The sequence below is a fragment of the Burkholderiales bacterium genome, from assembly GCA_013695435.1.
Taxonomy (GTDB): Bacteria; Pseudomonadota; Gammaproteobacteria; order Burkholderiales; family JACMKV01; genus JACMKV01.
The window spans coordinates 1-7,121 of sequence record JACDAM010000288.1 but is presented as its reverse complement, the minus strand read 5'-3'; the positions used below and the strand labels follow the sequence as shown (position 1 = coordinate 7,121).

At 61.6% G+C, this 7,121-nt stretch carries 6 protein-coding genes and 1 pseudogene; all 7 read right to left on the bottom strand.

All coding sequences use genetic code 11. From position 1 onward, the window contains the following. Positions 1 to 4 precede the first annotated feature (4 nt). Positions 5 to 220 (bottom strand): hypothetical protein, encoded by a 216-nt coding sequence (locus H0V78_14035; GenBank protein MBA2352854.1) that lies wholly within the window; start codon positions 218 to 220, stop codon positions 5 to 7. Between the two features lie 21 nt (positions 221 to 241). Next, on the bottom strand, positions 242 to 400 hold the full coding sequence (locus tag H0V78_14030) for a hypothetical protein (GenBank protein MBA2352853.1): 159 nt from the start codon (positions 398 to 400) through the stop codon (positions 242 to 244). A 231-nt stretch (positions 401 to 631) separates the two neighbouring features. Continuing rightward, positions 632 to 3,372, bottom strand: a pseudogene (locus H0V78_14025) (glucosidase). 177 nt (positions 3,373 to 3,549) lie between these two features. Further along, positions 3,550 to 5,745 carry a glycogen debranching enzyme N-terminal domain-containing protein gene (locus H0V78_14020; GenBank protein ID MBA2352852.1) on the bottom strand — a complete coding sequence of 732 codons (2,196 nt, stop codon included), beginning with the start codon at positions 5,743 to 5,745 and terminating at the stop codon, positions 3,550 to 3,552. Beyond that, positions 5,690 to 6,106, bottom strand: a complete 417-nt coding sequence (locus H0V78_14015; GenBank protein MBA2352851.1) for a hypothetical protein — start codon at positions 6,104 to 6,106, stop codon at positions 5,690 to 5,692. Before H0V78_14015 ends, H0V78_14020 begins: the two co-directional genes overlap by 56 nt. Positions 6,107 to 6,337: 231 nt before the next feature. Next, on the bottom strand, positions 6,338 to 6,574 hold the full coding sequence (locus tag H0V78_14010; protein ID MBA2352850.1) for a hypothetical protein: 237 nt from the start codon (positions 6,572 to 6,574) through the stop codon (positions 6,338 to 6,340). Then, on the bottom strand, positions 6,571 to 7,121 hold a 551-nt coding region (locus H0V78_14005), incomplete at its 5' end, for a hypothetical protein (GenBank protein MBA2352849.1). The genes H0V78_14010 and H0V78_14005, both read right to left, overlap by 4 nt.

Sequence of the window (7,121 nt, the reverse complement as noted above, 5' to 3'; positions counted from 1 at the left end):
CTATTCAATGGCGCGCCCGACAGCCCAAAACCCAGCCCCCGAGACTCGCGGTGCCGCAAAGCGCGATCAGATACGCAGCCTCCGCCGACATGCCGCTGCTCGCGGCAAGCAGCGCCTGCGATAGCGCGTTGGCAAGCAATGCGAGCACGAGCAAGGTTTTCAGGCCAATGCGCTGCGCTAGCACGCCGCCGCCGACAGCGCCGATCACGGCCGCTGCCATTTGCGGCAAAAAGATCGCGCCCTATTGCGCATCGGAAAAGCCATGCATCGCGCGCAGCACAGCGCTGCTCGCCGGGAAGCTGACGAGTGTCAGGCCCTGCACGAAGGCTGAGAGGTACACGGCTGCAACGGCGAGTCGCACCGTCGCGGCGGGGCTGTCCATGCTTAATGCGGTTGTCATTGCACGTTTACTCCATCCATGCCTGCTTCCGCGAAGAAAACTTCAAAATTCCTTCTTGCGGTTCGCGGTAGAGAGGTAGGAGTGGGGCGTCCGGCAGCTCAATCGCCAACGCTCACCACCACCCAACGCTCCCCCGTCAGGGGGGAGGGCTAACAGCTGCCCTGCTTCAAAAAGCGACCGCAGGCTATGCGGATCGTAGCGCAACCCATCGTCCGGGTCGCGCCATCATCTCTACGCTTCCACCCCCATGTCTTCCTTCTCGACAAGCTCCGTTCCCGCACGCTGCTTCCGCCAATACATCGGAATATCCGTCCGGTAATGCCGCTCGAGCAGATTGCAACGAGCCCGGTCCACCCGGTCTGGTGCATCGCGCCCAGCCCGAGTCCCGTTTCGCCGTGAAAGTATTCGTTGAATAACAGCAAGTCCTTCCAATGCGGATCGCTCTGGAATGGGCTGTCGGCAGAAAACGCCGGCCGCAGTCCATTTTCATCGCGCCGGAAAAGATCGACAAGGCGATCGGAAAACAGCCTGGCGATTTCTTTCAGCGTGAGCTGCTGGTTGTCGACGCCCGGCGCCACGACCTTGAACCGTCGCCCAGATAGCGATGGAATTTTTCCAGAGCCTGCACCAGCGCGTAATTGGTCGGCATCCAGACCGGACCGCGCCAGTTCGAGTTGCCCCCGAACAGGCCGCTGTTCGATTCGCCGGGCAGATATTCGATCAGCGCCTGGCGATGCCGGGCAAGGTGCCGAGATCGCACCGCTCGGCGTGGATGCGCGATACGCTGCGGATACCGTGCTTCGACAGGAACTCACGCTCCGACAGCAACCGTTCGAGGATGCGTGGCACAAACCGGTATTGACCAGCGACAGCAAGTGTTCGCCGCGCGCGTTGCTTTCGATCGGGCACGCCGAAACCTTTGTGGCCCTCGTAGGGCCGCGATAATACTTCTCCATTGTTTTGTAGAAGCGCGGCGCCTTGGCGAGTAGTCTTTGATCGACGACTTCGATTGCAAACAGCGGAATCAGGCCGACCCACGAAAACACATCGATGCGGTGGCATTGGCCATCTGGCGCGACGACGAGGTCCTTGAAGAATCCATCAGCCTCGTCCCATAGTGAAATGCTGTTCGCAACGTGGCCGCCGATCGCGTTGGCCATCGCCATGAACTGTGTGTAGCACTGGATCGCGACGTCTTTCGTAATCGGAATCCTCGGCCGCGAGTTCGAGCGACATCAGGGTCATGTTCAGCGCGAACATCGCCATCCAGCCGGTCGCGTCGGCCTGCTTCAGCGAATAGCCTGCGGGCAGCGGATTCGAACGGTCGTACACGGAAATATTGTTGAGGCCGAGGAAGCCGCCTTCGAAAACATTGTGGCCGTCGGCATCCTTGCGGTTGAGCCACCACGTGTAATTCATCAGCAGCTTATGCGTCACGCGCTGCAGGAAGTGCACGTCGGCTGCGCCGCGCTGCACACGCTCCGCGCGAAATACTTTGAGGGCCGCCATCGCCAGCACCGGCGGATTGACGTCGCCGAATTGCCATTCGTAAGCCGGAATCTGGCCATTCGGATGCAGATAGTTTTCGCGCAACAAAAGCTCGATCTGATCCTTGGCAAAATCGATATCGACCAGCGCCAGTGTCGCGCAATGAAACGCGAGATCCCACGCGGCGAACCATGGGTATTCCCATTTATCGGGCATCGAAATGATGTCGGCCGCTTTCAGATGCCGCCAGACCTGATTGCGTCCGCGTTTGCGGCTTTCCGGCGGCGCGTACTGATCGCCGTCGCTCCAGCGCGCGACATCGTAGTGGAAATACTGCTTGCTCCAGATCATGCCGGCCGCTGCCTGGCGCAGGATATTGTGGTCCTCATCCGAAGCAGCGGGCGAAATGTCGCGATAAAACCCGGTCGCCTCGGCGGCCCGCTTTTCCAGCAACGTATCGTGCCTGAGAAATGGAGTCGTCATGGCATTCGAAGACAGCGCGAGGTCGATCACGTGTTGTTCGCCGGCGCTGACTGTCACGACGTGACTGGCGGCGAATTTGGTCCCGGTTTTTTCTGGATTGACCGCCGTCGCCTCGCCATCGATCAGGTAGCGGTGGAAAGCGTCCTTCACGTACCTTGCGTTCGTCACGTTCCACAAACGCTCGCTGTTGGTTTCGTTTTCTGTGTAAAGTACTTCGGCCTTGTTGCGGCCATAAAGGAAGTACGTACCCAGCGACGGATGCGCCGCCTCGACTGCCTACGCCACGCCTTTAACTGGGTTGTCAGCGCGCAGTTGCGGCCTCGCGCTCGCGCCGGCTTCGGTCGAAACGCCCTGCCCCTCGCTCCATGTCCAGGTGTTGCGGAACCATAGCGTCGGCAGCACATGCCAAGGTCGCGCTTTCCGGCCCACGGTTGTGCGCGATGATGCGCGCGTGGATTTCATCCGGCGTCGCTTTCGCGTAACGGACTTCGACGTCCCAATAACGGTTATCGTTGAACGCGCCGGTATCGAGCAGGGTAAAAGGCGGATCTGTTCTGCCGCGCCGTGCATTTTCGCGAACGAGCTGCGCATACGGATATTCGGTCTGTGGATATTTGTAGAGGTATTTGAGATAGCTGTGGCTCGGCGTTGCGTCGAGATAGAAGTAATACTCCTTGACGTCCTCGCCGTGATTGCCCTGATTACCGGTCAGGCCGAACGCGCGCTCTTTCAGGATTGGATCCTTGCCGTTCCATAACGCGAGCGAGAAGCACAAGCGCTGTTGCTCGTCGCAAATGCCGCCCATGCTGTCTTCATTCCAGCGATAAGCGCGCGAGCGCGCCTGATCGTGATCGAAGTATTCCCAGGCGTTGCCGTAAGGGCTGTAATCCTCGCGCACCGTGCCCCACGCGCGCTCAGCGAGATCGGGCCCCACAGGCGCCAGTTTTCTTTTTTTCACGCTGCGCTTCGAGCCGTTGGCGTTCGATGTTCATCTCACTCATCTTCGTCTCCATGTTTTAGCCCCTTCCCAGGCTGGAATAGGGGGTGAGCTTTTCTCGACGCACCGTTCACCCTCACCCTCCCCCGTCTAGGGGGAGGAAATACATCGGTCTCTGAAAGAGCGGTGTTCATGTCTTAGCCGACAATCAAAGGCGTAAACTGCAACCGTTACGGACCGGTTAAATCGTTGCCGCTTCCGTCGCTTGCTGCGAAATGTTGGCCTGCTCGCGCTTCGCCCGCTCCAGCCGCAACCACGCTTCGAGCGCGCACGCGACCGACCATGCTTGCGCCGGCGCGCCGCGCGGCGTATGCGGAGTCGCGCCATCGAAAATTTCACTGATGGTGCCGAGTCCGGCGTCGAGCAGATGATCTTGCAGCGGCGCCAGCTGCGATTGCGCGAGATCGGCATCGCCAGTCACGCGATATTCGGCAAGTGCGTAGTGGCCGAGCAGCCACGGCCAAACCGGACCCTGGTGATAAGCGCCATCGCGCTCCCAGACGCCGCCGACGTAGTGCGGTCGAAAATCCGCATGCGCTTGCGATAATGAGCGCAGGCCATACGAAGTCAGCAATTCCGCGCCGCACAGCGCGACGACGCCAGCCTGAGCTCCCGCCGACAACGGGCTGAACGGCAGGCTGACGGCGAAAATTTGATTCGGACGCACCGCCGCGTCAGGACCTTGCGGGCCGTCAATGACATCGAACAGGCCACCGTTATCCGCGTTCTGAAAGCGCTGAAATCCCGCGCGTGCCCGCTCCGCTAATTCGCGGTAATCATCGGCCGGCAAATTCAATTGGCGCGCGAATTCGCTCATGCAGACCAGCGCGTTGTACCAGAGCGCATTGATCTCTACCGGTTTGCCGATGCGCGGTGTAACCACCCAATCACCGACCTTGGCGTCCATCCACGTCAGTTGCACGCCTGTTTCGCCGGCGCGCAGCAGGCCATCGCTGTCCATGCCAATGCCATAACGCGTGCCATCGCGGTGCGCGCGGATGATGCTTTCGAGCACGCCGAAGACTTCGCGCAACGCGGCGCGATCCGCGGTCGCCGCGACGTACGCGCGCCACGCCTCGACATACCAGAGCGCGGCATCGACCGTGTTGTATTCCGGCTTATCGCCGGCGCCCGGAAACACGTTCGGCAACATGCCGCGATCGACGAAGCGCGCAAAGGTTTGCAGGATATTGAGCGCGCTCTCAAAGCGTCCGGTCGCGAGCGTCAGTCCGGGCAACGCGATCATGGTGTCGCGCCCCCAATCGCCGAACCACGGGTAGCCGGCGATGATTGATTCGCCCGCCGGGACGTTCGGCAGCGGCCGTGCAAACAAAAACGTGTCGGAGGCAAGCAGCAATTGATCGAGCCGCGCCGGCGCGCTTAGCCATTCGGGAAGCAACACTTTCGCGCGCCGCAAGAGGCCGGCGTCGTGATTGCGAAAGCGGCGCATCGCCTCCTCGAGATAGTTCGACGCCGGCTTGTCGGGGCTCGCGCTGATACCGATCCACACACCGGGCTGCAGATCGAAGTCGATGACGCCGACGCACAGATGCGCATCGCTGGCCGGCAGGCCGCGCTCTTGTTCCAGCGCGAGATCGAAATTTTCGAACCAGTCGTGTGTCGTCGTAAAGGCGCCGCCGGAGTCCGAAACAGGCGTCCTGTCGTCGGATGAGGAACTGACAGCGGATGCAACTCTTGCGGGCGGCGCGGCGCTTGACTCGCGGACGTTCGCATCCCGCAAGCGGGAGCCCTGCTCACTGCTCGCAAGCGCCCCGCCATGGGCGCGGAAATGCAGCGCGAACCAGTTCGGATGCAATACGCGCAGAGCGCGCCCATCGGCTTCGATGACCGGATTGAACTGCCAGGGTTGGGCGTTGCCGTGATGATCGCGCGCGTTGACCAGCAGCTTCAGTTGCAGCCGCAGGCCGCGTCTGCCCTCGGAGCGGAAAGCGACGTAGGTCGTGTTGGCGCCGGGCTCCATCCAGATGCGTTGCTCGACGATGCTGTCGCCGATCGCGTAGCGCCAGACCGGCATGCGGCCGTCGAGATGAAACGATTCGATATGCAGATACCCGCGCGGCGCGATCGCGCCGCCGGCCCAGCGGTTGCTGGAAAGCGGCCAGGTGTTTACGCCATCGCTCAGCGTCGCCTCGGCTTTCGCAAACAGCAAATGCCGGCCCAGAGGCGGATTTACGGGCGCGATCAAGAGGCCGTGGTAGCGCCGCGTCAGCGTGCCGGCGATGGTGCCGGCGGCATAGGCGCCGAGGCCATTGGCCAACCACCATTCGCGGCGCTCGGCTTGCGCGAGGTCGCCGCAGATTTCACGCCCGAACCGTATTGACGCGGATTCTATCGTTTTCACTGAAGTCGTTTTCATTGAGCGATTCTCTTGTTTCCAAACGGCTTGCGACGCGCAAAGCCCAGGCATAAATCGTCAACGCAGGGTTCACGCGCGACGAACGCGGCAGCACGCTGCCGTCGACGATGTACAGGTTTTCCATCCCGAACACCTTGCCGTTGGCATCGCCGACGGCCCGGCGCGCATCGTTGCCCATCACCGCCGTGCCGCACGCATGCGCGCTGCCGGAAAGCGGGATCGCTTTCGCGCCATTCCAGTAGCCGACACGCAGCAGCGAACGGCGGAATGCAGCGACCAGTTGCCGGTGTTCAAGTGCAGCAGCCGGCAGTCGGGCCGCATCGAAATCGAGCTGCGGATATCCGTTGTCGGCGCTGTCCATTACCCGGTGTTCTCGTCGGAACCATCTTCGGTTTGCAGAAAAAACCATAGGCGCGCTGCGCGTTCAGGTTCGACAGCCACATCGGAAAAAACTGCGGCATTAGACTGGCGATCACGTCGGCGCCGAAACCAAGCGGCTGAATACTGCTGTGCGGAAATCGATCGTGCAGCAGCAGCGCAGTTTTGCGCAGCACATCGCTTTTGCGCGACGCCGAGAACGCAAGCACCGCAGTCAGCAGGTGGCGCTTGTAATAACGCCGACCAGCCGGTAATTCGGCAGCAGGCGCGCAAGACCGCTGGTCTCCATATAGCGCTGGAGCAAACGCGGCGTGTGCATGGCGCCGGCGGCGAGCAGAACTTTACCGGCGTGAAAGCACTGGCCATCAGCCGTCTCGACGCCGAGGATGTGGCGGATATCGCCATCTGCGCCGAGCAAGCGCGTAACTTCGCGCCCGGTCGCTATCGTCAAACCGGGTTTCCGGCAACGCGGTCGAGAAACGAGCGCTGCGCATCGGCCTTCAGCCCGGCCGCCGACGCGAAGCCGTCGAAGTGGCCGGCCTCGTGCGGATGATCGAGGATGTCGGCGCTGAGACCGAGTGGCAGCGGTTCTGCCCGCCAACCGCCTTGCAATTGGAGACGGTCGAGGATAACGCGCAGATCGCGCTCGACTTCGAAGCGCCGCACGCCGAGCAATGTCTCCGCTTCATCGTAGAACGGCTGCAGATCGCGATAACCGATCGGCCACGCCAGGCATTGATGCGCGGCATCGGCCGCAAATTCGTGTTCGCCATAGCGCAGCAGCGCCGCGCCATACCACTTGGTTTTGCCGCCGAGATTGAAATATTCTTCGGGCACGAAGCGCTTGCCCTTGCCGTCGCGCCACGGCTCGGTATTCTCGAACGCGCCAAGGCGCAGCCCCTGCGTCAGATCGAGCGTGCTGCCATCGGTCAGCAGCGCCTCGCCTTTTTCCAGAAGCAATATCGACTTGCCGTTTTGCGTCAGCCGATAAGCGCCGG